Source organism: Roseitranquillus sediminis (assembly GCF_016918935.1).
Taxonomy (GTDB): domain Bacteria; phylum Pseudomonadota; class Alphaproteobacteria; order Rhodobacterales; family Rhodobacteraceae; genus Roseitranquillus; species Roseitranquillus sediminis.
In genome coordinates this window covers 49,796-71,732 of record NZ_JAFFOB010000006.1, presented here as the reverse complement: position 1 = coordinate 71,732, position 21,937 = coordinate 49,796, and the positions used below count along the sequence as shown (strand labels likewise).

General features: G+C 69.6%; 26 protein-coding genes. 13 read left to right on the top strand and 13 right to left on the bottom strand.

What is annotated here, in order from left to right; all coding sequences use genetic code 11:
- Positions 1 to 2 precede the first annotated feature (2 nt).
- Genes JM664_RS03060 through JM664_RS03045 form a run of 4 tightly spaced genes read right to left on the bottom strand, consistent with a single transcriptional unit; the run spans position 3 to position 2,698 of the window.
- Entirely contained in the window at positions 3 to 242 is a 240-nt protein-coding gene (locus JM664_RS03060; RefSeq protein WP_264465481.1) for a tripartite tricarboxylate transporter TctB family protein, read from the bottom strand.
- On the bottom strand, positions 239 to 439 hold the full coding sequence (locus tag JM664_RS03055) for a hypothetical protein (RefSeq protein ID WP_227418495.1): 201 nt from the start codon (positions 437 to 439) through the stop codon (positions 239 to 241). Before JM664_RS03055 ends, JM664_RS03060 begins: the two co-directional genes overlap by 4 nt.
- A gap of 57 nt (positions 440 to 496) precedes the next feature.
- Positions 497 to 1,519, bottom strand: a complete 1,023-nt coding sequence (locus JM664_RS03050; protein WP_227418435.1) for a tripartite tricarboxylate transporter substrate binding protein — start codon at positions 1,517 to 1,519, stop codon at positions 497 to 499.
- 51 nt (positions 1,520 to 1,570) lie between these two features.
- A complete protein-coding gene (locus JM664_RS03045) occupies positions 1,571 to 2,698 on the bottom strand; it encodes a mandelate racemase/muconate lactonizing enzyme family protein (protein ID WP_227418434.1) in 1,128 nt (375 codons plus the stop codon).
- A 257-nt stretch (positions 2,699 to 2,955) separates the two neighbouring features.
- On the opposite strand from JM664_RS03045, the gene JM664_RS03040 reads away from it, so the two are divergent.
- From JM664_RS03040 to pcaC, 4 genes are all read left to right on the top strand, one after another.
- Entirely contained in the window at positions 2,956 to 3,651 is a 696-nt protein-coding gene (locus JM664_RS03040; protein ID WP_227418433.1) for a GntR family transcriptional regulator, read from the top strand.
- A 148-nt stretch (positions 3,652 to 3,799) separates the two neighbouring features.
- Positions 3,800 to 4,660, top strand: coding sequence for a VOC family protein (locus JM664_RS03035; protein WP_227418432.1), 861 nt, complete (start codon positions 3,800 to 3,802; stop codon positions 4,658 to 4,660).
- A 166-nt stretch (positions 4,661 to 4,826) separates the two neighbouring features.
- Positions 4,827 to 5,996, top strand: coding sequence for a 4-hydroxybenzoate 3-monooxygenase (gene pobA / locus JM664_RS03030; RefSeq protein ID WP_227418431.1), 1,170 nt, complete (start codon positions 4,827 to 4,829; stop codon positions 5,994 to 5,996).
- Between the two features lie 27 nt (positions 5,997 to 6,023).
- The gene (pcaC, locus tag JM664_RS03025; RefSeq protein ID WP_227418430.1) at positions 6,024 to 6,407 is read left to right on the top strand and encodes a 4-carboxymuconolactone decarboxylase; all 384 of its coding nucleotides are present in this window, start codon (positions 6,024 to 6,026) and stop codon (positions 6,405 to 6,407) included.
- Positions 6,408 to 6,434: 27 nt separating this feature from the next.
- Here the strand turns inward: pcaC and JM664_RS03020 are convergent, their stop codons facing one another.
- The 3 genes from JM664_RS03020 to JM664_RS03010 form a co-directional block, all read right to left on the bottom strand.
- Complete coding sequence (locus JM664_RS03020; RefSeq protein ID WP_227418429.1) at positions 6,435 to 7,739, bottom strand: NAD(P)/FAD-dependent oxidoreductase; 1,305 nt, start codon at positions 7,737 to 7,739, stop codon at positions 6,435 to 6,437.
- Positions 7,740 to 8,032: 293 nt separating this feature from the next.
- Positions 8,033 to 9,214: a 23S rRNA (adenine(2503)-C(2))-methyltransferase RlmN gene (gene rlmN / locus JM664_RS03015; protein WP_227418428.1), complete on the bottom strand. Its 1,182-nt coding sequence runs from the start codon at positions 9,212 to 9,214 to the stop codon at positions 8,033 to 8,035.
- Positions 9,215 to 9,313: 99 nt separating this feature from the next.
- Positions 9,314 to 9,838: an invasion associated locus B family protein gene (locus tag JM664_RS03010; protein ID WP_227418427.1), complete on the bottom strand. Its 525-nt coding sequence runs from the start codon at positions 9,836 to 9,838 to the stop codon at positions 9,314 to 9,316.
- 184 nt (positions 9,839 to 10,022) lie between these two features.
- On the opposite strand from JM664_RS03010, the gene JM664_RS03005 reads away from it, so the two are divergent.
- Positions 10,023 to 11,003, top strand: coding sequence for an asparaginase (locus JM664_RS03005; RefSeq protein ID WP_227418426.1), 981 nt, complete (start codon positions 10,023 to 10,025; stop codon positions 11,001 to 11,003).
- Entirely contained in the window at positions 10,987 to 11,751 is a 765-nt protein-coding gene (locus JM664_RS03000) for a hypothetical protein (protein ID WP_227418425.1), read from the top strand. The genes JM664_RS03005 and JM664_RS03000 overlap by 17 nt, the downstream gene beginning before the upstream one ends.
- Here the strand turns inward: JM664_RS03000 and serB are convergent.
- Entirely contained in the window at positions 11,741 to 12,610 is an 870-nt protein-coding gene (gene serB / locus JM664_RS02995) for a phosphoserine phosphatase SerB (protein WP_227418424.1), read from the bottom strand. The genes JM664_RS03000 and serB overlap by 11 nt on opposite strands.
- A 169-nt stretch (positions 12,611 to 12,779) precedes the next feature.
- The gene (locus JM664_RS02990) at positions 12,780 to 13,646 is read right to left on the bottom strand and encodes an LOG family protein (RefSeq protein ID WP_227418423.1); all 867 of its coding nucleotides are present in this window, start codon (positions 13,644 to 13,646) and stop codon (positions 12,780 to 12,782) included.
- Between the two features lie 88 nt (positions 13,647 to 13,734).
- Here JM664_RS02990 and dapD point away from each other — a divergent pair, with 88 nt between their 5' ends.
- The 6 genes from dapD (at position 13,735) to lpxK (ending at position 17,810) form a co-directional block, all read left to right on the top strand.
- A complete protein-coding gene (dapD, locus tag JM664_RS02985; protein WP_227418422.1) occupies positions 13,735 to 14,562 on the top strand; it encodes a 2,3,4,5-tetrahydropyridine-2,6-dicarboxylate N-succinyltransferase in 828 nt (275 codons plus the stop codon).
- A 143-nt stretch (positions 14,563 to 14,705) separates the two neighbouring features.
- A complete protein-coding gene (locus tag JM664_RS02980; RefSeq protein ID WP_227418421.1) occupies positions 14,706 to 14,960 on the top strand; it encodes a GlsB/YeaQ/YmgE family stress response membrane protein in 255 nt (84 codons plus the stop codon).
- A complete protein-coding gene (locus JM664_RS02975; protein ID WP_227418420.1) occupies positions 14,957 to 15,292 on the top strand; it encodes a hypothetical protein in 336 nt (111 codons plus the stop codon). The genes JM664_RS02980 and JM664_RS02975 overlap by 4 nt, the downstream gene beginning before the upstream one ends.
- Before the next feature lie 62 nt (positions 15,293 to 15,354).
- Positions 15,355 to 15,600 (top strand): DUF4170 domain-containing protein, encoded by a 246-nt coding sequence (locus JM664_RS02970; protein WP_227418419.1) that lies wholly within the window; start codon positions 15,355 to 15,357, stop codon positions 15,598 to 15,600.
- Between the two features lie 9 nt (positions 15,601 to 15,609).
- Entirely contained in the window at positions 15,610 to 16,806 is a 1,197-nt protein-coding gene (locus JM664_RS02965) for a 3-deoxy-D-manno-octulosonic acid transferase (protein ID WP_227418418.1), read from the top strand.
- Positions 16,806 to 17,810, top strand: a complete 1,005-nt coding sequence (lpxK, locus tag JM664_RS02960) for a tetraacyldisaccharide 4'-kinase (protein WP_227418417.1) — start codon at positions 16,806 to 16,808, stop codon at positions 17,808 to 17,810. The genes JM664_RS02965 and lpxK overlap by 1 nt, the downstream gene beginning before the upstream one ends.
- Before the next feature lie 15 nt (positions 17,811 to 17,825).
- On the opposite strand, the gene JM664_RS02955 is transcribed toward lpxK, so the two are convergent.
- Both JM664_RS02955 and JM664_RS02950 read right to left on the bottom strand, forming a co-directional pair.
- Positions 17,826 to 18,440, bottom strand: coding sequence for a DsbA family protein (locus tag JM664_RS02955; RefSeq protein WP_227418416.1), 615 nt, complete (start codon positions 18,438 to 18,440; stop codon positions 17,826 to 17,828).
- A 16-nt stretch (positions 18,441 to 18,456) separates the two neighbouring features.
- Positions 18,457 to 18,954, bottom strand: a complete 498-nt coding sequence (locus tag JM664_RS02950; RefSeq protein ID WP_227418415.1) for a DUF721 domain-containing protein — start codon at positions 18,952 to 18,954, stop codon at positions 18,457 to 18,459.
- An 82-nt stretch (positions 18,955 to 19,036) separates the two neighbouring features.
- Here JM664_RS02950 and JM664_RS02945 point away from each other — a divergent pair, with 82 nt between their 5' ends.
- Complete coding sequence (locus JM664_RS02945; protein WP_227418414.1) at positions 19,037 to 20,071, top strand: A/G-specific adenine glycosylase; 1,035 nt, start codon at positions 19,037 to 19,039, stop codon at positions 20,069 to 20,071.
- Between the two features lie 9 nt (positions 20,072 to 20,080).
- On the opposite strand, the gene JM664_RS02940 is transcribed toward JM664_RS02945, so the two are convergent.
- Together JM664_RS02940 and JM664_RS02935 are read right to left on the bottom strand one after the other, a co-directional pair.
- Entirely contained in the window at positions 20,081 to 20,743 is a 663-nt protein-coding gene (locus tag JM664_RS02940; protein WP_319637513.1) for a metallophosphoesterase family protein, read from the bottom strand.
- 59 nt (positions 20,744 to 20,802) lie between these two features.
- On the bottom strand, positions 20,803 to 21,885 hold the full coding sequence (locus tag JM664_RS02935) for a site-specific DNA-methyltransferase (RefSeq protein ID WP_319637512.1): 1,083 nt from the start codon (positions 21,883 to 21,885) through the stop codon (positions 20,803 to 20,805).
- Between the last annotated feature and the right edge of the window lie 52 nt (positions 21,886 to 21,937).

Below are 21,937 nucleotides of genomic sequence, written 5' to 3'. Positions count from 1 at the left end.
CCTCAGAACAGGAGCCCGGAGGGCATCGCGACGTTCAGGAACACCTCGACCACCCCGTAGAGTACGGCCAGAAGGCCAATCGAGACCGAGACCATGACCACGGGCCTGCGCTGACCCATAAGCGCCATCTGGCAGATCATGAAGACGAAGCTCGCCGTGAAGAAGCCGACATGGATGATGCCGAGCACGTAGAGGACGAGCAGTCCCAGCGTGACGGCGAGGTCGAGGCCCGAGCGCGTCATGACGGCTTCCTGCCTGCCACGAGCTTCAGCACGACGAGCAGGGCGCTCAGCGCGGCGAAGCTGCCGATGACCCAGCGCGGCCAGGCCGCTGCGGTGGCGGGGAACGAGTAGGTCTGCGCGAACGCCACCGCGGCTCCGATGACGAAGACGAGCGCGAGGCATCCGTCGAATTCCAGGCGCGCAAGGACACGTCCCATCGCGATGCTCCTTGGAAAGGGTATGCGGACCGCGGTCTGCCGCGGCCCGCGAATGGATCACTCGATGTAGCCGCCTTCGCGGAAGACATCGACGAGGCCGCCGACCACATCCTGCTGCTCGGCCATGATTGCGCCGAACTTATCCGCACTCCGCGGCCGCACGAGGGTGATGCTGCGCTCACGCGCCTCGGCGACGTAATCCTCGTTCTCGAAGGTGCGCGCGAAGGCCTCCCGGTAGAGGGCGAGCAGATCTTCGGGCAGGCCGGCCGGAGCGCCGAAGCCGCGCGTCGAGCCGAGATTGCCGACATCGACACCGATCGCCTGCTCGAAGGTGGGGACGTCGGGGATCATCTCGGCGGGCTCGTCGCTGAAGACGGCGGCGTCGGCCGCGGTATCCTCGAGCTGGATGTAGTCGAAGATGTTGCCGATCGTCGCGTCGATCTCGCCGCCCATCAGGGCGCGGTTCGCGTCGCTTCCACCTGCGTAGGGGATGAAGGCGAACTTTGCGCCTGTCTCCTGCTCGAGCGCGTAGAGCGCCAGCTGGTCATCGGAAAGCGGACCTTGCGCTCCGACGATGACGCTGCCGGGATCCTGCTTCGCGGCCTCGACCGCCTCCTGCACGGTCGCGTAGCGGGAGTTCTCGCCAAGGATGAAGACGTTGGGGTCGACGACGTTCAGTCCCAGCGGCACGAAGGATTCGAGCCAGGGCTCGAACTGCACCTCGCGCGCGGCCTGCAGCAGCGGGAAGTGCGGAAGGTTCATCAGACCGATGGTGCTGCCGTCCGGCGCGGCGGCCGCCAGCGCAGTGGCTCCGACTTCGGTGCCGGCGCCGGGCATGTTCTTGACGACCGTCGAGACGTCCTGCCCCGAGAGCTCCTCGACCGCCGCCTCGAAGTACGGGGCGGTCGTCCTGACGAGCGCATCGCTCGAGCCGCCAGGGCTCGACGCCACGATCATGGTGATGGTCGACGGCACTTCGACCGAGCTGTAGTCCGTCTCCTGTGCCCCGGCGGCAACCGAGGTCAGCGCCATGGCGGCACCGGCGGCACCGGCGGCAAGAAGCGTGGTACGATGGGTCATGATGGTTCCTCCCTTGTCTTGCAGATTCTGGTAAAGCTTCACCGTCGGAGATCAGGCGGCCGCGCGGCCGTCGGATCGGGTGAGATCGTCCAACACTGATGGGTCAATGGTGCAACCCAGGCCGGGCTCGCGCGGAATCTCGATGCGTCCCGACGAGGGCACGGGCAATCCGCTCTCGAAGACATGCTCGAACGGGTCCTCGAGATACATGAACTCGTGCATCAGGAAGCCGTCGATGGCGCCGGCAAGCTGCAGCGTCGCGGCCATGCATACCGGACCAGATGCGCCCGTGTGTGGCGCAACCGCCAGGTTGTAGGCGGTCGCGAGGCCCGTGATCTGACGCACGCCGGTGACGCCGCCCGCCCGCGTCACGTTCGGCTGCAGCACGTCGATCAGGCCGTCCCGCAGGAACTCGCGGAACCCGCCGGCGGTGAACTCCCCCTCGCCGAGCGCGATCCTGACGCCGGAGGCCGCGCGCAGGCGCCTGTAGCCGGGCAGGTCGTCGAGCGGCAGCGGCTCCTCGAGCCAGTAGACGCCCTGGTCGGCGGTCCGCCGCGCGAACTCGATCGCACCCGGCGCGTCGAAGCCGCTGTTGGCGTCGAGCATCAGCCGCACCTCCGGCCCGAGCGCGGCGCGCACCGAAGCGACCCGCTCCACATCGGCGTCGACGTCGCCTGCAATCTTCATCTTGATCGCGTCGTAGCCCTCGTCGCGCAGGCGCGCCGCCTCGGCCGCCATCGCGTCGGGCGCGTCGATCAGTATGGAGGACGCGTAGGCGCGCACCTGCTTCCGGCCGTGACCGAAGAGGAGCGACGAGATCGACCGGTCCTGCTGCTGCCCGGCAAGGTCCCAGAGCGCGATGTCGATACCGCTCATCGCCTCGAGCAGGAAACCGCGGGTGTGGCCACGGGTGCGCAGCGTGGCAAGCATGTCGCGCCAGATGGCTCCAATGTCGGCGGTCTCCCTGCCGTGCACGATCGGCGCAAGCAGATCCTCGACCACCGCCCTCAGCACGGCAATGCCGCCTCGCGAGCAGCACTCGCCGTATCCGCAGCGGCCCTGCTCGTCCGTGATGCGCACGACGAGAGCGCCGAGCTCGGTGATCGGACCGGACGCGATCAGCCACGGCTCCCGCAGTCTGCCCACGATCTCGATACATTCGATGCTGTCGACGCGCATCGCCGGCCCTCCCCCATAGCTATCCAGAGCATCTGATATACCAGATTCCGGCGACTGCCTAGGGCTTGAAGGAAATTTCAGGCCCTGAAGGCGCAGGCTTCAGGCTTGAAGCTGTTAGCGGGAGCGATTTAACGCGGAAGAGGCGCTGCATCTTGGAAAGCGCTCATAGCTTCTGATATACTTGCGTATCGCGCTTTGCCCGCGCATCGGTCGAGGCCAGAATCCAGGGAGGACCGCGCGTCGTGAAGGAGTCCGCCGTGAGGCCAGGTGCAAGGGAAGTCGCAACGCCCGAGCGTCCGTTGGCGATCTCCGAGGCCATCTATCGCACGCTGCGGGAGCAGATCGTCACGCTCGTCCGGCCGCCCGGGACCCAGCTCTCGGACAAGAACATCTGCGCCGAGTTCGGCGTCAGCCGCACTCCGGTGCGCGAGGCAATCCTGAAGCTGGCCGAGGAAGAGCTCGTAGTCGTCCGCCCCAAGTCGGGCACGTCGGTCGCCAGGATCCGGCCCGCGATGCTGGACAATGCGCAGTTCCTGCGGAAGGCGGTCGAGTGTGCCGGCATGTGCGATCTCCGCCGCGTCCGGCTGGCCGACCGGCACGAGCTGCATCGCATCCTCTCCGAGCAGGAGCGCGAGGTCGATGCAAGCGAACCGGGCCGCTTCTATGCGCTCGACGACCTCTTTCACCGTCACCTTCTGTCGATCACTGGACATGCCGAGGCCTGGGCAGCGGTCCACAGGACCAAGGCGCAGCTTGACAGGGTCCGCTATCTTGCCGTGTCCAATCGCGAGCGGAAACTGCGCGTCCTCGATCAGCATCGTCGCATCGCCGAGGCCGTCGAGGACGAGGACCCGCAGCGGGCGCGCGAGGCGCTGGCGCAACACCTCACCGACTCGTTCCGAGCCATCGAGGAGGCCGCGAAGGTCTTTCACGCGTATTTCGAGAACAGCTGATCTAGGCAGCCGCAGCACCACACCGTGCGGCGAGACCGCTCGAGATTTCGCTTCCGAAGCGGATGCAATCATATTCCGTTGCCACGGATTACCCGCGGGACCTCTAGCAGCCATACTACGGACAGCAAGCCAGCCAGAGGCGCGGATCATGATCATGGAAAGCGAGCGGTTCGAGATCAGCGAGGCGCCGATGCGCATCGGCACCGTCCGGCTGAACGTGCGCGACCTTGATGCGGTCGCCGGGTTCTACCGGGACGTCCTCGGGCTCGTCCCGCTGACGGCCGGGGACGGGTCCGTGACGCTAGGCGCGGGTGAGAGGCCGCTTCTCCACCTCGACGGCGACCCGATGCTCGCCCCGCGCGATTCGCGGCAGGCGGGTCTCTTCCACACCGCGTTCCTGATGTCGCGCCGCGACCTGGCCTGCTGGCTGGGCCACGTCACCGAAGCACGGGTGCCGCTGCAAGGCGCGTCGGACCACCTTGTCAGCGAGGCAATCTATCTCGCCGATCCCGAAGGCAACGGAATCGAGGTTTACGCAGACCGGGCGCCGAGCCACTGGCGCGACAGGTCTGGGGCGATCCGGATGAAGACCGACCCGCTCGACCTGGAGAACCTGATGCAGGCGGCTGGGGCGGCGCGGTGGGCCGGCTTTCCGCCCGACGGCGCGATCGGTCACGTCCACCTCCAGGTCGGCGATCTGGAGGAGGCCGACCGCTTCTACCGCGACGCTCTCGGCCTCGACGTCGCCGCGCGCTATCCCGGCGCCAGCTTCTACGGCAGCGGGGGCTATCACCACCAGCTTGCGGGCAACGTCTGGAACAGCCGTCACGCCGGCCCGAGGTCGGAGGGGATGGCCGGCCTCGGCACCGTCGAGCTCGTGCTGCGCGACCCCGCTGGCCTGCGGCGAACTGCCGAGCGCGCCAGCCGCGTTGGATCAGGGATCGAGAGCGGCGAGGATGGCATCAGGCTGCGCGATCCGTGGGGCACCACCATCGCGCTTACCGCCTGAGACGGCCAAGCCGCAGAATCACCGGCGGCGCGAACCCGCTCGCGGCTGCGTCCGAATTCGGCACATCGGCCGCTGGCTGGCTCACCTGTGCCCGCCATGCCATCCCGAAGCCGATTTACTTGTCTCGCCGGTTCCCCGATCGTCGCGCCAGCGAGGCGAGGAGACCATGCGGACGCAGGTTGCCATCATCGGCGGAGGGCCTTCCGGCCTCCTCCTGTCCCAGCTGCTCCATGTGCGCGGCATCGACAGCGTGGTCCTGGAGCGAAAGACGCGGGACTACGTGCTGGGGCGCATCCGCGCCGGCGTGCTGGAACAGGGCCTCGTCGATCTGATGCAAGAGGCGGGGGTCGGCGCGCGGATGACAAGCCATGGGTACGTCCACGACGGCGCCCTCATCTCGCACGGCGAAGAGATCTTCCGCATCGACTTCGCCCGCCGCGCAGGCAAGCCGGTCATCGTCTACGGCCAGACCGAGCTCACGCGCGACCTCTACGAGGCGCGCGAGAAGTCCGGCGGCCGGTTCGAGTTCCACGTCGAGAAGGTGCGAGTCGAAGGGGCCGATTCGGAAACTCCGACGGTGATCTATGAGGTCGGGGGCGAGGAGCGGCGGCTGGACTGCGACTTCGTCGCCGGCTGCGACGGCTTCCACGGGGTCAGCCGCAACACGATCCCCGCGGGAGTGCGTCGCGAGTACGAGAAGGTCTACCCGTTCGGCTGGTTAGGCGTGCTCAGCGAGACGCCGCCCGTCAATCACGAGTTGATTTACGCGAACTCCGAGCGCGGCTTCGCGCTCTGCTCGATGCGGAACGAGAACCTCAGCCGCTACTACATCCAGTGCTCGCTCTCGGACAGCCCGGCGGACTGGACGGACCATAACTTCTGGGACGAGCTGAAACGCCGGATCCCGGCGGAACAGGCCGAGCGCCTCGTCACCGGCCCTTCGATCGAGAAGTCGATCGCACCGCTCCGCTCCTTCGTGACCGAGCCGATGCGCTGGGGGCGGCTGTTCCTCTGCGGGGATGCCGCGCACATCGTGCCCCCGACCGGCGCAAAGGGTCTCAATACCGCTGCGTCGGACGTCCACTACCTCTACAACGCGCTCCGCCAATTCTACGAGGAGCGCGACGAGGAGGGAATCGATCGCTACTCCGAGCGCGCGTTGGCGCGGGTCTGGAAGGCCGAGCGGTTCTCATGGTGGTTCTCGTCGCTGATGCACCGCTACCCGGACCAGTCCGAGTTCGACCTCAAGATGCAGCGCGCGGAAGTCGACTTCCTGCGCGACAACGAAGCGGCGCAGGTGGCGATGGCGCAGAACTATGTCGGCCTGCCCTACTGATGCGGCCCCAACCGGAGGAAGATGCTGATGTCCGAACGCGAGGTGAGCGGGATGAAGGTGCGGCGCGAGGTGCTGGGCGACGGGCATGTCGACCGCGCCGAGGCCGGCAGGACGACGTTCGACGCGCCGTTCCAGACCCTGATCACCGAGGGCGCGTGGGGCACCGTCTGGGCCGACGAAACGATCACCCGCCGCGAGCGCTCGATGCTGACGCTCGCGCTTCTCGCCGCGACGGGAAATTTCGACGAGATCCCGATGCACATCCGCGCCACCGCCCGCACCGGCGCGAGCCCCGAGGACGTGATGCAGGCGTTCCTGCACGTGGCGATCTATGCCGGCGTGCCCAAGGCCAACCACGCGATCAAGCTCGCCAAGAAAACCTTCGCCGAAATGGAGGAGGGCGAGCGCTGACGCCTGCCCTGCCGCGACCGCTTCCAGTCAGTCGCGTCGCGCCTCGCCACGCCTCGCGCGCGCCGCTGCGTAGGCCGCCTTCAGCGCCGCCATGTCCCCGGACGCCATGACCTCGCGGTCGGGCGTGATCCCCTTAGCGATCAGGCGGCGGGCCAGCATGTGCTCGCCGGCGCTGTTCAGCGTTTCGACCGCCACCAGCCGACCCTGCGACAGCCGGTAGACCGATTGCAGCGCGCCGTCGGCCCGCTGCACCACCACATCTTCGTCCGCATCGTGCGCCAGGCCGGCGATCTGCAGCTTAAGCGCGCCGATGTCCGACCAGAACCAGGGCAGGGCGCCGTAGGGCGTGGGCTTGCCGGTCAGCGTCTTCGCCAGCGCCCGCGCCTGGTCCGTCGCGTTCTGTACCGATTCGAGGCGCGCCATACGGCCGAGCTGCGCCTGCGGGTAGGAGATGCAGTCACCGATCGCGCAGATTGCGGGATCCGAAGTGGTGAGCAGCGCGTCGGTGACAATTCCGTTGTCGCAGGCGAGGCCAGACGCCTCGGCCAGGGCCACTTCGGGCACCGCGCCGATGCCGACCACGACCATGTCCGCCTGGAGCTCCGGCCCGTCCTCCAGCCGGACGCTGGTGACGCGGCCCTCGCCGCCGAGGCTGTCGACGCAAACGCCGCAACGAATTCCGATGCCCTGGCCCTCAAGGTACGCCGTAACCGCATCGGCCACCTGCCTGCTTACGGCGCGCCGGAGCAGGTGCGGTGCCACCTCCAGCACCTCGACGCTCAGGCCGCGAGCCGCCAGCATCGCGGCAGCCTCGAGGCCGATGAAACCGCCGCCGATGACGACGACGCGGCCGCTCTCCGGAAGCGCTCGGCGCATCGCCCGCGCGTCTCCGGCGGTGCGGAGGTGGAAGACGCCCTCCTGCTCCACCCCCGGCACCGCCAGGCGGCGCGCGCGCGTGCCTGTCGCGAGGACCAGGCGGTCGTAGGGAATCTCCGATCCGTCAGCCAGCAGGACGCGGCGCCCCCGACAGTCGATCGACGTCACTTCGGCGCCGAGCCGCATGTCGATGCCCTTGTCAATGAAGAAGGTCCGGCCGCGCAGGGGCTGCAGCGGCGTGTCGGGCGCCTTCATGAACGACTTCGAAAGAGGCGGCTTGTGATAGGGTGCGTCGTCCTCTGCCGAGATCAGCGTGACGGTGCCCGGATGCCCCTCCTCCACCAGCGAGGCGGCGAGCTGCGCACCGCCGTGACCGGCGCCGATGATGACGATCCTGCTAGGCTGCGGCGTGCCCGCATCCGGAATATCGCGATCATGTGGGTCGGGTCGGGTCATCGGCCAGCCTTGCTCCTGGGTGGGCTGTGAAAGTGACTGATCACCGAGAAGCGTGGCGCTGGCATCTGAGACAGTCCCGCACCGCCGGCCGCAGCCCTCGCGCCGGGAGGCAAGATCGCCGCTTGTGCCAGCGGTCGCCAAACCGCATCGCGACGAACGGGTCGACCATGGCGCCACGCACCGCTCGACCGCCTCGGCAACAACGGCCCGCCTCAGAAGGGACGCTCCGCTGCGTCCGGTCGCCTCGGACGAACTGGATCACACCGATGGTCACCTCGCGACGGAGCGTCGTTTCAGAGGCTGGCGGCGGCCTCGGCGGGACGACGGCGCCGGGTCCGCTCGCTCGCAGACTTGAGCTGGCCGCAGGCCGCCATGATGTCCTCGCCGCGTGGGGTGCGGATCGGGCTGGCGTAGCCGGCCTTGTGCACGATGTCGGCGAAGGCGCGGATCCGCGCCTCGGGACTGCGGCGGTAGGGGGCGCCGGGCCATTCGTTGAACGGGATCAGGTTGATCTTGGCCGGGATGCCGCGGATCAGGCTGACCAGCCGCCGCGCATCCTCGTCGCTGTCGTTGACGCCGTCGAGCATCACGTATTCGAAAGTGATCCGCTCGGAATTCGACAGCCGCGGATACTCCCTGAGCGCATCGAGCAGCGCGGCGATGTTCCACTTCCTGTTGATTGGCACCAGCCGGTCGCGCACCTCGTCGGTGGTCGCGTGGAAGCTGACGGCCAGCAGGCAGCCTATCTCCTCCGCCGTGCGCGCGATCTCCGGCACGATGCCGCTGGTCGAGAGGGTGATCCGCCGGCGGCTCAGGCTGATTCCCTCGCCGTCCATCACCACCTTCATCGCGTCGCGGACGTTCTCGAAATTGTAGAGCGGCTCGCCCATGCCCATCAGCACGACGTTCGACAGGAGCCGCGTCTCGTCCTTCGGATGGCGGCCCGGCTGCGGCCATTCGCCCAGATCGTCGCGCGCGAGCATCACCTGCCCCACGATCTCGGCCGCCGTCAGGTTGCGCACCAGCCGCTGCGTCCCGGTGTGGCAGAACGAGCAGGTGAGCGTGCAGCCCACCTGGCTGGAGACGCAAAGCGTGCCGCGCGACTCTTCGGGGATGTAGACCGTCTCGACCTCGTGACCGCCGGCGATACGCACCAGATACTTGCGCGTCCCGTCGGCGCTCACCTGACGGCTCACCACCTCGGGGATCTCGATGGTGAAGTGCTCGGCCAGCAGCGCACGGTAGTCCTTGGAGAGGTTCGTCATCGCCGCGAAGTCACGCACGCCCTTCTGGTAGAGCCACTGCCAGACCTGGTCGGTCCGCATCTTGCCCTGCTTCTCGGGCGTGCCCGCGGCGACCAGCGCCTCGCGCAGGCCGTCCCGCGTCAGGCCTATGAGGTTCGCGCGCCCGTCATCCTCCGCGGGCTTGCGCGGCAGGGTCAGGACGTCCTGCGTGATCGGCGTGCTGGCGCTCATCTCATCGGCTCCGGTCGGCTGTGGGCGCACGTCATATGGCATCGCGGTGCGAATATCCAAAGGTAATGTCGCCCGACGCCGGAGCCGGCCCAACCTCGTTCAGCTGCTGCAGCGCGCCTCGGCCTCCTCCATCGCGGCGGTGAAGCCGAGGAGCGAAAAGGTGTCCTGCGTCTGCGTGCCACGCGAGGAGCGCGCCGTGAGCACCGCGTCGACGCCGCGCTTCATCGACGCGACGATGCGCTCGTCGTCGTCGCGCGATGCCGGCCAGGCCCACTCTCCGTCGGTGAAGAGCTGGTAGGCGTCATCGCCAATGCGCACCTCGACGGTCGAGCCTTCGGCGAAGGGATAGCCGCCGGTGAAGGACACCTCTCCTCTGACCTCGTCGCCGGGGCGGAAGGTCACGAAGAGGAGGATATCGCCGCGCCGCACCTGCACCCGGCGTCCGTCGCGCGTGTTCTCCGTGCTCTTGGGACTCGAAACGCCCCAGCATTCCTGCGGGTCGCTTTCGACGAACACGCTCCAGTCCGTCTGCTCGGCGACCTTGTTGGACGAGGTCTGCGCGGTCGCCAGCGGCGCCGTCACCAGAAACGCGGCGCAGATCGCGCCAGCCACTCGGATCGTCATGCCTGCTCTTCGCCCTTTCGTCCGTTGCCGGTTCGCCACGGCTGCGGGCCCCCATTGCGTGTGGTGCGTGGCGCTTGCCGGTGCCGCGGCATCTTCCTAACGTGGCCGGACCTTAGCGCGGGGCGCGGGCGGGACGAAAGGCCCGCGCCTGCAAAATCGCCGTCATGTGAGGGGAGAAAGCGGTATGCAGCCGGTGCCGATGGCCGAAGTCTGGCGCGGAGACTTCCTCGAATGCGTGCATCTGGGCCACGCGGTCATCGCCGACGCCTCCGGCGGCATCGTCCGCTCGTGGGGCGATCCCGAGGCGGTGATCCTGCCGCGCTCGTCCTGCAAGATGATCCAGGCGCTGCCCCTGGTCGAGAGCGGCGCGGACCTCACGACCGAGCAGCTCGCCCTCGCCTGTGCGTCGCACAACGGGGCGGAGATCCATGTCAGCCGCGTCGGGCGATGGCTCGCCGAGCTCGGCCTCTCAGACGACGCGCTGCGCTGCGGACCGCAGGACCCGGACGACGAGCCCGAGCACGCGCGGCTGATCCGGGCGCACGCGGCGCCGGCGCAGATGCACAACAATTGCTCGGGCAAGCACGCGGGCTTCCTGACGCTGACGCAGCGCATGGGCGCGGGGCCGGAATACGTCGATCCCGCCCACCCGGTGCAGCGTGCGGTCCGGGAGGCGTTCGAGGAGGTGACGGACCAGCCGTCGCCCGGCTACGTGATCGACGGCTGCTCGGCGCCGAACTTCGCCACGACGCTGCGCGGCCTCGCCCGCGCGATGGCCGTCTTCGCCTCGGCCCATGAGCGCGGCACGGCGCGAGACCGCGCAGCGCAGCGTCTGGTCGAGGCGATGGTGGCGCACCCCGCGCTGGTTGCGGGCGAGGGCCGCGCCTGCACCGGCCTCATGCGAGCGATGGACGGGGTCGCGGTCAAGACCGGCGCCGAGGGCGTCTTCGTCGCGATCCTGCCCCGCCAGCGCCTCGGCGTCGCGCTCAAGATCGCGGACGGCGCCACCCGCGCCTCCGAGGCCGCCATCGCCGCGATCCTCGTCCTGCTGGGCGTGCTCGACCCGGCGCGTCCCGAGGCGCGCCGGCTGCTGCACCGCCCGACCCTCAGCCGCCGCGGCGCGCTTGCCGGTGAGGTCCGCTATGCGGATGCTTTGGGCGCTTAGGGCGCTCGTGCGCGCGGTACGCCTGCTCTTCCGGGGCGGCATCCTGCTCGTCATCGTGGCCATGCTCGCGCTCAACGTCGCAACGCTGGCCTTCGCGCCCCTTGCCGCCGCCGCCGGTGGGCTCCTCGCCCGCGCGGGCATTACCACCATGGCCGACGCCGCGCAGAGCGATCTCGCCGCCAGTCGCCGGACCGTCGCTGCGCAGGCGGACGAACTGGCCGCCGCCGATCGACGGATCGCATCGCAGGCGGACGAACTGGCCACCGCCAATCGGCGCATCGCGGCGCAGGCCGCCGAAGCGGACGCGCTCCGCCACGTCCGCTATCGCGGGCAGGTGCGCACGGTGCGCGAGGCCGTCTCGGACACCGCAGACCGCATCGCGCGCCGCACCGCGACCGCCACCGCGCGCAACGTTGCCGCGATTCCGGCCGAGGCGGTGCCGCTCTTCGGTATCGCGGTCATCGCCGGGGCGACAGCGTGGGAGCTTAAGGACGCCTGCGATTTAATGGCGGACATCCACGCGCTGAATGTCGCCTTCGACCCCTCGCTCGCCAACGACCCCGAGCGTCACGAGGCCTGCGGCCGCCAGGTGCCGACGCGGGCCGAGATCTGGAGCATGGTCGCCGGCGATCCGGGCGGCTCGCTCAATCGGCAACCTGACGAATATGGCGCTCCCGCCTTCGAGACACCCGGCTGGTGGGACTGGGCGGTGTCGTGGTTCGGCGAGGATCTGGCGGCTAGGGAGTGACGAATTCGTCCCGCGCGTAGCCCTGCAGGTAGAGCAGCGCCGTCAGGTCGCCGTGATTGACAACCTGCGGCGCGCGCGCCTGGACGGCGGGCTTGGCGTGCAGGGCGACCCCCGTCCCCGCGAGCTCGAGCATCCCCAGGTCGTTGGCGCCGTCGCCCACCGCGATCGCGTCGGCCGGCGCGACGCCCAGCTCGGCTGTGATCTCGTGCAGCGCGTTGATCTTCGCCTCGCGGCCGAGGATCGGCTCGGCCACCCGGCCGGTCAGGCGGCCGTCCTCGATCAGCAGCTCGTTCGCGCGGTGCGTGTCGAAGCCGAGCCGCGCCGCCACCGGCCCGGTGAAGGCGGTGAAGCCGCCGGAGACGAGGGCCGTCCGTGCCCCCGCGACCTTCATCGTGGCGACGAGCGTGGCGCCGCCGGGCATTGGCTCGATCCGCTCGGCCAGCACCTGCGCGACCACGCCGGCGTCGAGCCCGGCAAGCAGGCCTACCCGCTCGCGCAGCGCACCCTCAAAGTCGAGCTCGCCGTTCATCGCTCGCGCGGTGATCGCAGCCACCCGCTCGCCCACGCCGGCGACGGCCGCGAGCTCGTCGATGCATTCCTGCCGGATCATCGTGCTGTCCATGTCGGCGACCAGCAGGCGCTTGCGCCGCCCCTCGCCCGGCTGCACGACCAGATCGACACTTTGGGCGTCGAGTTCGCGCCGTACCGCCGCCGCATTCTCGGGCAGGTCCGGCACCGGGAACTCCGCCGCCTCGTCGGGCGAGAGCCAGCGCGGGTCGCCGCCGCCCCACGCGTTGCGGAGCGCTTCGACGAGCGCCGGGTCCAGGCATCCGGGGCAGGCGATCAGCGTGACGATCAAGCGGAGATCCTTCGGGTGCATGCGTCCGCCGAGCCTCTAGTGCGCGGAGCGGCCGATGGGAAGGACCGCGGCGGGAGGCTCCCGCCCGTCATCGCCGCCCTCGCGGGCGTCTCTTCCCGTTGGGCCGGGCGCGCCGCTGGCGCGGCGCGCGGTGGCGCGGCTAGCGCGTTTAGCCTTCGTGCAGCGGCTCGACGCGGCCCGGGATTTCCTCGCGCCGGGTGCCGGCGCCGGCCCAGCTGTCCATGGCCTCGAGCGCCTCCTCGGCCGTCTCGACGAAGCGGAAGAGGTCAAGGTCGGCCTCGGCGATGGTGCCGGCCTCGGCCAGGGCGCGGAAGTTGACGACGCCATTCCAGAAGGCGCGACCGAAGAGCAGGACCGGAATCCGCTGCATCCGGCCAGTCTGGATCAGGGTCAGCGTCTCGAACATCTCGTCGAGCGTGCCAAAGCCGCCGGGGAACACCGCCACGGCCTTGGCGCGGATCAGGAAGTGCATCTTGCGGATGCCGAAATAGTGGAAGTTGAAGCAGAGCTCGGGCGTCACGAACTCGTTTGGTGCCTGCTCGTGCGGCAGGACGATGCCGAGCCCGACGGAATTACCGCCCGCGTCCGCCGCGCCGCGGTTGCCGGCCTCCATGACACCGGGGCCGCCGCCGGTGACGATGACGTCCTCGCGCCCTCCGCTCGCGACGCTGCGCTCGGTCACCAGGCGGGCAAACCTTCGCGCCTCGTCATAGAAGTGGCTGAGATCCCGCAGCGTGTCGGTCCGCGCCCGGTCCTGGCGCGAAGGCGGCGGGATGCGGGCGCCGCCGAACATCACCACCGTCGATTCCACGCCATGCTCGGCCAGCGCCATCTCGGTCTTCAGGAGCTCGAGCTGCAGCCGAACCGGCCGCAGCTCGGCTCGCTGCAGGAAGTCCGCGTCGTCGAACGCAAGCCGATAGGCCGCCGAACGCGTCTGCGGGGTGTCCGGGATGTCGTGCGCGCTCTCGATGTCCTCTTGGGCATCGCGGAACGGACGGGCGCGGCGGTCTCTCATTCGGGTCTCTCCCGGCGCGGATTGCGCCACGGTCGGGCAGCCTCTATAGCCCCTGCCAGTTCTTTTCCAGCCGCCAGAGGATGGCCCGATGTCCCACGCCCAGCTCGAAGCCGCCATCGAAGCCGCCTGGGAGGAGCGCGAGCGCATCACGCCCGCGACGGGCGGCGAGACGCGCGAGGCGATCGAGACGACGCTCGACGCGCTCGACGGCGGCACGCTGCGGGTGGCCGAGCGCGGCGGCGACGGGACTTGGCACGTCAACCAGTGGGCCAAGAAGGCCGTGCTGCTGGGCTTTCGGCTGAAGGACATGGCCGTCCAGCCGGGCGGGCCGCAGGGCGGCGGCTGGTGGGACAAGGTGGAATCCAAGTTCTCCGGCTGGGGCGAGGCGGAGTGGCGCAATGCCGGCTTCCGCGCCGTGCCGACCTGCGTCGTGCGCCGCTCGGCCTACATCGCGCCGGGGGTGGTGCTGATGCCGTCCTTCGTCAACCTCGGCGCCTATGTCGGCGAGGGCACGATGGTCGACACCTGGGCGACTGTCGGCTCCTGCGCGCAAATCGGGCGCAACGTGCACCTCTCGGGCGGCGTTGGGATCGGCGGCGTACTTGAGCCGATGCAGGCGGGGCCGACGATCATTGAGGACGGCTGCTTCATCGGCGCGCGGTCCGAGGTCGTCGAGGGCGTGATCGTGCGCGAGGGTTCCGTCCTCGGGATGGGTGTCTTCATCGGACAGTCGACCAAAATCGTCGATCGCGAGAGTGGCGAGGTGATGTACGGCGAGGTGCCGCCCTACTCCGTCGTCGTGTCGGGCTCGATGCCGTCCTCGGGTGGCGTCAACCTCTACTGCGCCGTCATCGTCAAGCGGGTGGACGAGCGGACCCGCTCGAAGACCGGCGTCAACGAGCTGCTGCGGGACTGAGACGCCTCGACCCTCTTCGCGGACATCGAATTTTCTGCCTATGCTCATCACGGACGGCGCGCCGGAACCGCGGCTGCGCCCGTCCGTTCGCAGAAGATGCACTGCCGCAGGCGGGCAAACCGTATAAAGCGAGGAGAGGGACTATGGAAGGCGTAGGCTGGATAATGACGATCATCATCGGCGCGCTCGCCGGGTGGATCGCCGAGAAGATCATGAAGGCCGACCATGGCCTCCTGACCAACATCATTCTCGGCATCCTGGGCGCCGTGGTGCTGAATTTCATCCTGGGGTTGATCTTCGGAGCGACCTGGGGTGGCTTCATCGGCCAGCTCATCATCGCCATCATCGGCGCGTCCCTGCTCATCTGGGGCTATCGCGCGGTACGCGGCCGCTCTTGAGCGAAGCTAAGCGGGAGCGCGAGGTCTACACGCTGCTGGTCGAGGTCGGCCGCAAGGCCGGTGATGGCCTGCCCGAGAACTCGACCGGCGCCGCGCTCCTCTGCTTCGCCGCCGGGCGCGACGAGGCGGAGGCGGTGCGCGAAACGGTGGCGACGCTGAAGCAGGCGGACCTCGCGCCGCTCGACGTCACCGGCTACGGCACCGAGGGTGAGCGCGCCTCGCATGGCCATGACGTCGGCGAGGACGAGAGGCAGTTGATGCGACGGGCGATCGAGGACAACGCCGTGGTCGTGGCGCAGGTGACACACCTGTACGATCAAGGCCGCGTCTGAGTGCCGCGCAAGGGTTGCGCTCACGGACGCCGCGATGCCGACAGTAAAAAGGATCAAACCTCATGTCGCAGAGACTGCATCTCGTCTTCGGTGGCGAACTCGTCGATCCGGGCAAGACCGTCTTCAAGGACGTGTCCGAGATCGACATCGTGGGTATCTTCCCCGATTACGCCAGCGCCTACGACGCTTGGAAGTCCGCCGCCCAGCGTACCGTGGACGACGCTCACACGCGCTACTTCATCGCGCATCTCCACAGGCTCAGGGACGAGGAAACCCCGGCCTCGCCGACCGAAGAGCTGGAGACCTAGCGCCGGGAAATGCTGCAGCATTGGCCCAGACTGCGGAACCTCCGCCTTCCGTGGACCCGGGCTCCGCGGCACGCGGCGGGCGCGCGCGAGGATGCTGCGGCGAGTGCCGAGGCAGGCCCGCGCGACGGGCTCTGGATTCACATTGCGCGTCCGGAGCACAGGCTGGCGGCCGAACTGCTGGCAGCCCGCCTGCGGGACGATCGACCCGACCTCCGCGTCATCGGTACGGGGGATGCTGCCACGGACGCGGGCGGACCGCTCCAATGGCAGGCTGCACCCGCGGACAAGACCGAGGCAGCCGCGTTCTTCGCCGCCGCGCGTCCTGCCGCCGGCGTCTGGATCGGGGACGAAGTAGATCCGACCCTCGTTTCCGAGGCGCGCCGGAACGGAACTTCGCTGATCCTCGCGAACGTCGGTGGCCCCATCGCGCGCGCTACCCGCGATGCCGGACGTAACCCGTTCCGCATGTTCGACCACGTCTTTCCCCTCTCGCCGCAGGATCGCGAGGCATGGGAGCGGCTCGGCCATCACCCCGAGCCCAACGCCGGCCCGTTGCAGAAGGGGCTCGTCCCGCCGCCCTGCAACGAGGCCGAGCGCCGCAGCTTCGTCGCCGCCCTCGCCGCCCGTCCCGTCTGGCTGGCCGCGGGGATCGTCGCGTCGGAGCTACCGGAAATCCTCCGCGCCCACATGCTTGCGCAGGGGGCGGCGCACCGTCTGCTGCTGATCGTCCGGCCGGCGCAGGGACTGGACGCGGCCGACGTGGCGCGGGAACTCGCGGCCACCGGCTACGCGACGGCACTGCGAAGCGAGGCGGATGTCGCGAGCGAATCCTGCGCCGTCTTTGTGGCGGACCTGCCGGACGAGGACGGCATGTGGTACCGCATCGCGCCGATTACCTTCGTCGGGGGGACGCTGGACAGAAGCGGCGCGACCGTCGATCCCTACGCGCCCGCCTCGCTCGGCTCCGCCGTCGTTCACGGACCCCATGGCGGTGTCCACTCCACCCGCTTCGCCGCGCTCGTGGCGGCCTCGGCCACGCGCCGGATACTTGTGGGCGAGGATCTCGGCACGACGATCAGCGACCTGCAGGCGGCGGATCGCGCCGCGGTGCTGGCCCATCAGGCCTGGAAGGTCGTCACCCACGGCGCGGAGGTGACGGACGCCGTCGCCCGACTGATGATCGAGTGCGCGGACGCGGTCGCCTGATGCGCGCGCCTGCCTTCTGGAGCGCGCCGCCCCAAGCTCCCGGCTGGCAGGCGCACGCTCTCCGGCCGCTGTCGGCGCTCTACGCTGCCGCGACAACGCGCCGGGTCGCGCGATGGCCCGACGTCCATCCCCAGGTGCCGGTGATATGCGTCGGCAACATCAATGCCGGAGGTACGGGCAAGTCGCCGACGGTGATCGCTCTTCAGGAGCGGCTGCGCGCGCGCGGCGTCGAGGCCGTGGTAGTCACGCGCGGCTATGGCGGCCGGCTTGCGGGTCCGGTCCGGGTGGACCCCGCCCGGATGACCGCGCGCGACGTGGGCGACGAGGCGCTGATGCTGGCGGCCTTCGGCGCGGTCTTCGCGTCACGCGATCGCGCGGAGGCTGCACGCGCCGCCGAGGCCTCGGGGTGCGGCGCGATCCTGCTGGACGATGGTCTGCAGAATCCGGCGGTGGCGAAGGACCTGACGCTGGTCGTTGTGGATGCGGCCGTGGGGTTTGGCAACGGCCGCGTGATCCCCGCCGGCCCCTTGCGCGAGCCCGTCGCGGCGGGCCTGCAGCGGGCGGACCTGCTCCTCGTCATCGGCGAGGCGGCTGACCGGCAGCGTTTCGCGGCGCGCTGGCCAGACGGTCCGCTGCCACGGCTCGAGGCAACGCTGGAGCCGCTTGCCACGGGCATGGACTGGGACGGTCTGCGCGTCGTGGCGTTCGCCGGCATCGGGCGGCCCGCCAAGTTCTTTGCGACGCTGCGCAATCTTGGCGCCCATATCGTGGAGGCGGTGCCGCTGTCGGATCACCAACCCTTCGCGCCGGCGCTGCTGAACCGGCTGTCCCGGCTCGCGCGCCAGAAGGACGCGCAGCTCGTCACGACCGAGAAGGACGCCGTCCGCCTGCCGCCCGACTTCCGCCGCGAGGTGCTGACGGTCCCGGTGCGGCTGCGCTGGATTGACGCCCGCCCGCTCGACGCCGCGCTCGACCGGCTGTTCCCGGCCGAGCGCGCCCGCTGACGTCAGCGCGCCTGTTCAGCCGTCTATGTGCGATTCGATGATCTCGGACATCTCGGCGTAGGGCATGTTGGTGTAGGTCTCGCCCTCGATGACGAAGGACGGCGTCGACCTGATGCCGTCGGCCTCGGCGTTGCGCTGGTACTCAGCCACCAGCGCCTGCGCTAGTTCGCCGTCCTGCAGGCAGGCGCCGATCGTCTCGTCGTCGAGCCCGGCCGTCCGGCCGATCCGGGCGAGGTCCGCGGCAATCTGCGCCGGGTCCTCGCTGCGCGCCCACTCATCCTGGTTCTGGTACAGCAGGTCGACGATGCCGAAGTAGCGCTCCGCGCCGCCGCAGCGGGCGACCATTCCCGCCCAAAGTCCCGGTCGGTCGAAGTAGACCTCGCGGTAGACGAAACGGATCTTGCCGGTGTCGATGAAGTCGTCCTTGAGCCGCTCGAAGTTCTCCTGGTGGAACGTGCGGCAGTGCGGACAGGTGAAGGAGGCATACTCGACGACAGTTACCGGCGCGTCGGCGTCGCCCAGCGTCATCTCGTTCACCTGCGACGCATCCTGCGCCACGGCCGGAAGCGCGGCCGCCATCGCCCAGAAGAAGGCGACGAACACGGCAAGAATGGCGGGAACACGCGTCATGGATAGCACCTCTTGATCAGCTTGAACGGGTCAGTACGTTGCGCGCCAGCGCCTCGAGCGCGGCGCGAAGTTCGGGATCGGCGACACCCTCCGCGACCGAGGCGGCATGGCGTTCGACCTGCGGATCGGGGCGGCGCTCGGGTTGGAAGAGCGCCTGCGCCTCGGCAAAGCCCTCCGGCGCAGTCTGCGTCACCTTGATGCGCGAGATCGCGGCATAGCCGTAGCAGGCGTTCACCCGCTCGACGATCCGCGGCGCCTGCATCTGCACCATCGGCGCGGCCGAGCCGCTGCAGACCAATGTCAGCGTCGCGCCGAAGCCGCGGCCGTAGGAAACCTTCCCCGGCCGGGCGAGCTGCGCGAGGTCCGGTCCGACGATCTCCGGCCAGCGTGTCAGGAGGCGCATCACGGCGAAGCCTCGGCTCTCGCCCGCCTTGCGCACACGATCCTCCACCAGCGACGCCGCTGCGCGGAAACCGCGGCCCCGTCGTCTGGCAAAAGAGGTCGTGCTGCTCATGGATCGCCTGTTTCGCCTCTGCCCGGCATCTTATAAGCGCAGGTGGGTCATGCCAGAGCAAAGCCGCGCGAGACCATAAAGAATGCGTGACGAGACTGCTGCCCTGCTGGCCTGGTACGACCGGCACGCGCGGGACCTGCCATGGCGCGTGGGTCCGGCGCACCGGCGGGCGGGCGGGCGGCCGGATCCCTACCGCGTTTGGCTCTCCGAAATCATGCTGCAGCAGACCACCGTTGCCGCCGTGCGGGCCTACTTCCTGCGCTTCACCGAGCTCTGGCCGGACGTCTTCTCACTGGCCGCGGCGGATGACGGTCATGTCATGGGCGAGTGGGCTGGCCTCGGCTACTACGCCCGGGCGCGCAACCTGCTCGCCTGTGCGCGGATGGTGGTGCGGGAGCATGGTGGACGCTTCCCCGGCGAGGAGGCGGAGCTGCGGGCCCTGCCCGGCATCGGCCCCTACACTGCGGCGGCAGTCGCGGCGATCGCCTTCGACCAGCCCGCGACCGTCGTGGACGGAAACGTGGAGCGGGTCATCGCGCGGCTGCGACTGGTCGAGACGCCATTGCCGCAGGCGAAGCGTGAGCTCACCGCGCTGGCGGCGAAGCTGACGCCGCAGGAGCGGCCGGGCGACCATGCGCAGGCGATGATGGACCTCGGCGCTACGATCTGCACGCCGCGCGCACCCGCCTGCGGCATCTGCCCTTGGCGCAAATCCTGCCGCGCCCGCGCCGCGGGAGTCGCTGCCGAGCTGCCGCGCCGAAGTCCTAGGGCCGCCAAGCCGGTGCGCATGGGCAGGGCCTGGGTGGCGCGGCGCGGCGAGCTCTGGCTGCTGGAGCGGCGGCCACCGCGCGGGTTGCTCGGCGGAACGCTCGGCTGGCCGGGGACCGACTGGGGCGAGGCGCCGATGGGAGTGCCGCCGGTCGATGCCGACTGGCAGACGGTCGGCGAGGTGCGGCACACCTTCACGCATTTCCACCTCAGGCTCCACGTCGAGGCGGCCGAGCTGCCGGGGGGTGCCAAGCCACAGCGGGGCACGCTGCTGCTGCTGAGGCCTACGGAGCTTCCGACGGTGATGCGCAAGGCCTTCGACCTCGCGCGCTCGGCGCTCGACGAGTGAGGCCCGCCTTCAGCCGCGGCTACCACGCACGGTCAGGAAGCGCACCCGCTCGCCCGGCCGCACCAACGCGGCGGTGAGGCGGCCTGTCCGCCAGGCGCCGGTGTCGACCTGGATCCTCCTGTGGCGCGCCGAGGGCCGCCACCGGATGCGGTGCCCTCGCGCAACCCATAGCCCGTCGCTTCGCGCACGGTGGGAAAAGAGTGGATGGCCCCACGTCATGACCTCATGCTCCTGATCCTCCGGCGGCCGAGCCGGGTCGGCGCCAGCGTGGGTGACGAATACGTCGCCACTGAGCCAGGCGGGAGGCAGCGCCCGGAGCCATGCCTCCGTCGCGCCCAGTGCCGCGCGCAGCGCCTTCGCCGTCTCTGACAGCTCCGAGGCTTCCTTAGGGTCGGGCACGCCGAAGCTCGCGAGGGTGGCCCGTCCGCCGTTGCGCAGCCAACGCGGCGCCTCGGCCTCGGGGTCGTCGAGGAATCGCAGCAGCATGTCCTCATGATTGCCCCGCAGCGCGACGAGGTCGCCTGACGCACCCAAGATGTCCAGCACCTCGCGGCTGTCCGGTCCGCGGTCGACGTAGTCGCCGACCGTCACGAGAACCGCGTCCGGTGCCGCCTCCTCGGACCGTTCGAGCATCTGCCGCAGCAGGTCCGCGCGGCCGTGAACATCACCCACGATGCAGAGCGGCGCGTCCGGCCGCGGCCACCTTCGGCCACGCCACGGCGGCAGCCGGATCATCCCATCTCGGCGCGCACCTGCTGGCGCAGGACGTCGATCGGGACGCGAACGCCGTCGCGGACGAAGGCCCAGTAAGTCCAGCCGTTGCAGCTCGGCGCGCCTTCCAGCGCAGCACCGACCTGATGGATCGAGCCGCTGACGGCGGCAGCGACGAGGGTGCCGTCCGCGCGCACCTTGGCGGTCTGACCGCGCGGCGAGGTCAGCACCTCGCCCGGCCGCAGCAGCCCGCGCTCGACCAGCTGTCCGAACGGCACGCGGGGCGCGGCGCGCTTGGGCTGAGTGATCTGCAGCGCATCCGAATCGAGGCGGCGCACCCGGTCGATACGAGTCCGTGCAAGGTCGCGGTAGCGCGCCTCGCGCTCAATCCCGATCCACTCGCGCCCCAGCATCTTGGCGACCGCGCCGGTGGTCCCGGTGCCGAAGAACGGGTCGAGCACCACGTCCCCCGGCCGCGTCGTCGCCACCAGCACGCGGTGCAGCAACGATTGCGGCTTCTGGGTCGAGTGCGCCTTGTCGCCGTTGGCGTCCTTGAGCCGCTCGTGCCCGGTGCAGATCGGCAGCGTCCAGTCGGACCGCATCTGCACCTCCTCGTTCAGCGCCTTCAGCGCCTCGTAGTTGAAGGTGTAGCGCGCCCCTTCAGAGCGCGACGCCCAGATCAGCGTCTCGTGCGCGTTGGTCAGGCGCTTGCCGCGGAAATTCGGCATAGGGTTCAGCTTGCGCCAGATCACGTCGTTGAGCAGCCAGAAGCCGGCGTCCTGCATCGCCGCGCCGACGCGAAAGATGTTGTGGTAGCTGCCGATGACCCAGATCGCCCCGTCGGGCTTGAGCAGCCGCCGCGCCTCGGCGAGCCACGCGCACGTGAAGGCATCATAGGTCGCGAACGTGTCGAACCGGTCCCATGCGTCGTCGACCGCACCGACCCGGCTGTTGTCCGGGCGGTGCAGCTCGCCCTTTAGCTGCAAGTTGTAGGGCGGATCGGCAAAGATCAGGTCCACCGACGCATCGGGCAGACCCCGCATCGCCTCGATGCAGTCCCCCTCGAGAATCCGCCCCACCGGCAAGTCCGCCTGCATCGCCATCCTGCCCGCCTCCACCACCTGTCCACAGGCTCCGGACCATGGCCGAGCGCTG

Bases quoted from the DNA above. Each gene is read 5' to 3' on its own strand.
- JM664_RS03060 (WP_264465481.1), bottom strand. From the start codon at position 242: ATGACGCGCTCGGGCCTCGACCTCGCCGTCACGCTGGGACTGCTCGTC.
- JM664_RS03055 (WP_227418495.1), bottom strand. From the start codon at position 439: ATGGGACGTGTCCTTGCGCGCCTGGAATTCGACGGATGCCTCGCGCTC.
- JM664_RS03050 (WP_227418435.1), bottom strand. From the start codon at position 1,519: ATGACCCATCGTACCACGCTTCTTGCCGCCGGTGCCGCCGGTGCCGCC.
- JM664_RS03045 (WP_227418434.1), bottom strand. From the start codon at position 2,698: ATGCGCGTCGACAGCATCGAATGTATCGAGATCGTGGGCAGACTGCGG.
- JM664_RS03035 (WP_227418432.1), top strand. From the start codon at position 3,800: ATGATCATGGAAAGCGAGCGGTTCGAGATCAGCGAGGCGCCGATGCGC.
- pobA (WP_227418431.1), top strand. From the start codon at position 4,827: ATGCGGACGCAGGTTGCCATCATCGGCGGAGGGCCTTCCGGCCTCCTC.
- pcaC (WP_227418430.1), top strand. From the start codon at position 6,024: ATGTCCGAACGCGAGGTGAGCGGGATGAAGGTGCGGCGCGAGGTGCTG.
- JM664_RS03020 (WP_227418429.1), bottom strand. From the start codon at position 7,739: ATGACCCGACCCGACCCACATGATCGCGATATTCCGGATGCGGGCACG.
- rlmN (WP_227418428.1), bottom strand. From the start codon at position 9,214: ATGAGCGCCAGCACGCCGATCACGCAGGACGTCCTGACCCTGCCGCGC.
- JM664_RS03010 (WP_227418427.1), bottom strand. From the start codon at position 9,838: ATGACGATCCGAGTGGCTGGCGCGATCTGCGCCGCGTTTCTGGTGACG.
- JM664_RS03005 (WP_227418426.1), top strand. From the start codon at position 10,023: ATGCAGCCGGTGCCGATGGCCGAAGTCTGGCGCGGAGACTTCCTCGAA.
- JM664_RS03000 (WP_227418425.1), top strand. From the start codon at position 10,987: ATGCTTTGGGCGCTTAGGGCGCTCGTGCGCGCGGTACGCCTGCTCTTC.
- JM664_RS02990 (WP_227418423.1), bottom strand. From the start codon at position 13,646: ATGAGAGACCGCCGCGCCCGTCCGTTCCGCGATGCCCAAGAGGACATC.
- dapD (WP_227418422.1), top strand. From the start codon at position 13,735: ATGTCCCACGCCCAGCTCGAAGCCGCCATCGAAGCCGCCTGGGAGGAG.
- JM664_RS02980 (WP_227418421.1), top strand. From the start codon at position 14,706: ATGGAAGGCGTAGGCTGGATAATGACGATCATCATCGGCGCGCTCGCC.
- JM664_RS02970 (WP_227418419.1), top strand. From the start codon at position 15,355: ATGTCGCAGAGACTGCATCTCGTCTTCGGTGGCGAACTCGTCGATCCG.
- JM664_RS02965 (WP_227418418.1), top strand. From the start codon at position 15,610: ATGCTGCAGCATTGGCCCAGACTGCGGAACCTCCGCCTTCCGTGGACC.
- lpxK (WP_227418417.1), top strand. From the start codon at position 16,806: ATGCGCGCGCCTGCCTTCTGGAGCGCGCCGCCCCAAGCTCCCGGCTGG.
- JM664_RS02955 (WP_227418416.1), bottom strand. From the start codon at position 18,440: ATGACGCGTGTTCCCGCCATTCTTGCCGTGTTCGTCGCCTTCTTCTGG.
- JM664_RS02950 (WP_227418415.1), bottom strand. From the start codon at position 18,954: ATGAGCAGCACGACCTCTTTTGCCAGACGACGGGGCCGCGGTTTCCGC.
- JM664_RS02945 (WP_227418414.1), top strand. From the start codon at position 19,037: ATGCGTGACGAGACTGCTGCCCTGCTGGCCTGGTACGACCGGCACGCG.
- JM664_RS02935 (WP_319637512.1), bottom strand. From the start codon at position 21,885: ATGGCGATGCAGGCGGACTTGCCGGTGGGGCGGATTCTCGAGGGGGAC.